Below are 2,497 nucleotides of genomic sequence, written 5' to 3' on the forward strand. Positions count from 1 at the left end.
TTCCGGATCTCGCGGCTGACCTCCATTTTAATTATCTGGGACAAATGGATGCAGAGGCACAAGATCACAGTATCCTGTTTAATTTGAGCGGAAAAAGTGCAGCAGATGAGAACGCTATGTTCCGTAAGATTAATATTAGCGGAGGTATCCTGCAGGAAATCTTGAAATTCACTATCACTTATGACAGAAGCAAATATTCAGCAAAAAAGATGGGGCGTTTTGCCTCGATGCTTCAGGATTCTATGCGCACAATCATCCTGTATTGTTTGACAATGGATGAAGCTGCGGTGACCCTTTCGGACACGCATGCTTCAGATCTGTCTGAGGACGATTTGCAACTGATCAACTCTCTTTTTGATATCGAGTGAGATTACAATCGATAAAGGTGGCCGATATTCGACATGAGTCAAAGAAGTGTCATAAACCCTACAATTGCAAATATCTATTCTCTTACCCCGATGCAGGAGGGGATGCTGTACCACAAGCTTGCGCACGGAGAATCAACCAGTTATGTCATTCAAAATAGATTTGAATCGAGCGGGTACATTTCTGAAGCAACAACTCAGCAGGCTTTAAAGCTCCTTTTCATGAGGTATGAGGTTCTAAGGACGTCAATCGTTTTTGAGAAGCTGGAAGCTCCAAGGCAAGTAATCCTAAGGAACAGGGAAGCTGAATATGAACGAATTGATATGTCAGAATTGTGCGAAGCGGAGCAAGTCAGCCGGTTGGATGAGGTAGCCCGACTGGATGTCGAGCGTGGCTTTGATTTGCAGCGGGATTCTCTGCTGCGAGTCAAGCTTATCGCATTAGGTCATGACAAATACAAGATGATTTGGACATTCCATCATATCATCGTTGACGGCTGGTGCTTGTCGCTGCTATACGGCGATTTTAAACGCTATTATGATTTGCTTGAAATGGGAAGAAGTATGAGTGATTTGGAACGGATGATCACTGGCGAAAGAAAGCGGACCGCGGAATATGGCGAATACCTCCAATGGCTGGAAGGTCAGGATAAAGAACTTGGTCTTTCCTATTGGGAGGAGCTATTAGCAGATTATGATGAAACAGCTGACATCAAGCCGATGAAAAAGCCCCAACCCGTGGATGAGCATGTGTTAGAGAGCCGTATCGTGATGTCCAAAGAACAAACACAAAGCTTGCTAGATCTGGCCAGTTCCAACCATGTCACAATTAATACGGTTACAGAGGCTGCGTGGGGGATTGTTCTTCAGGCATATAGCGGGACCAAGGATGTAGTGTTTGGGAAGATTGTGTCAGGTAGACATGCAGATATCAGAGGAATCGAACAGATCGTTGGCTTATTTATTTCGACCATCCCTACTAGAGTCAGATGTGAAGAGGATACAACTATTTCGAAACTTCTGAATGAGCTGCAAATACAGGGGATGAAGGGTAATGAGTATTCTTACTGTCCACTTCCGCAAATTATGGGATTAACGAAACAGAAATCCGATTTGGTTAAAGTTTTGTATGTATTTGAAAATTACGAATTTAAAGAAGATTTATTGATGGACGATGAAGACGGGATTCAATTACAGTTCGAATCTTCTAGGGAAAAGGTTAATTATGCAGTCGTACTGGTTGCAAGTCTTGAAGATGGTTACTTGAAACTGAAGATCATGTACGATCCCAGTGTGTTCGTGAAGGACGAAATCGAGAGCGTACTATTCAAAGTACAAACCGTTTTATTGTCCCTTATAGCCAATCCGGCAGGTAGGGTCTCTGCAATTGAGACGGTTACCCCAGAGGAGAAAGCCAGAATCCTTGGTGAGTTCAACGACACGACTGTCGAATACCCAAGGGACCGAACGGTAATGGATATGTTCGAGGAGCAGGTTCAGAAAACACCTGATCATATAGCAGTAGTATTCGGGGATGAGCAGCTTACTTATGCCGAGCTAAACCGAAAGGCCAACCAGCTGGCAAGGAAACTGCGTAAGGTGGGCGTAAAGCCGGATGACTTCGTTGCCATTCTGGCAGAGCGGAGTATCGAGATGATTGTAGCGATCTATGGAATTCTGAAAGCGGGAGGGGCTTATGTACCGCTAGACCCTACCTTTCCAGAAGAGAGAATCGCATTCATGCTCCAGGATAGCCAGCCTAAAGCCATTCTTGTCTATCAGGCAGACCTGAAATGTAATGCCGGTATGCCAATAATCGATCTCGCAGAGAGGGAGAATTGGGAGGGAGAGTCCACAAACCCGGCAAAGGTAAACCAACCTGAGGATTTGGCTTATGTAATCTACACTTCAGGGACAACGGGTACACCGAAGGGAGTCTTGGTTAGACACAGTGGCGTTGTATCCTTCAGAACCTATTTGCTGGATACATATAGAGTAACAGAGCAGGATAACATTCTACAGTTTGCAAACTATATATTTGATGCTTCGGTTACAGAGATGACTCTTTCTTTATTGGTAGGAGCCAGGCTGACGATTCCGACACAAGCCATTATTTCAGACATTGGAAGATT

The 2,497-nt window shown here is 44.5% G+C and carries 2 protein-coding genes; both read left to right on the plus strand.

What is annotated here, in order from left to right:
- On the plus strand, nucleotides 1-368 hold a 368-nt coding region (locus tag BN3772_RS29040; RefSeq protein WP_042204033.1), incomplete at its 5' end, for a hypothetical protein.
- Nucleotides 369-401: 33 nt separating this feature from the next.
- Nucleotides 402-2,497, plus strand: a 2,096-nt coding sequence (locus BN3772_RS29045; protein WP_042204035.1) for a non-ribosomal peptide synthetase, incomplete at its 3' end; no start/stop codon positions are given.

This window comes from Paenibacillus camerounensis, from assembly GCF_000723885.1.
Lineage (GTDB): Bacteria > Bacillota > Bacilli > Paenibacillales > Paenibacillaceae > Paenibacillus_AQ > Paenibacillus_AQ camerounensis.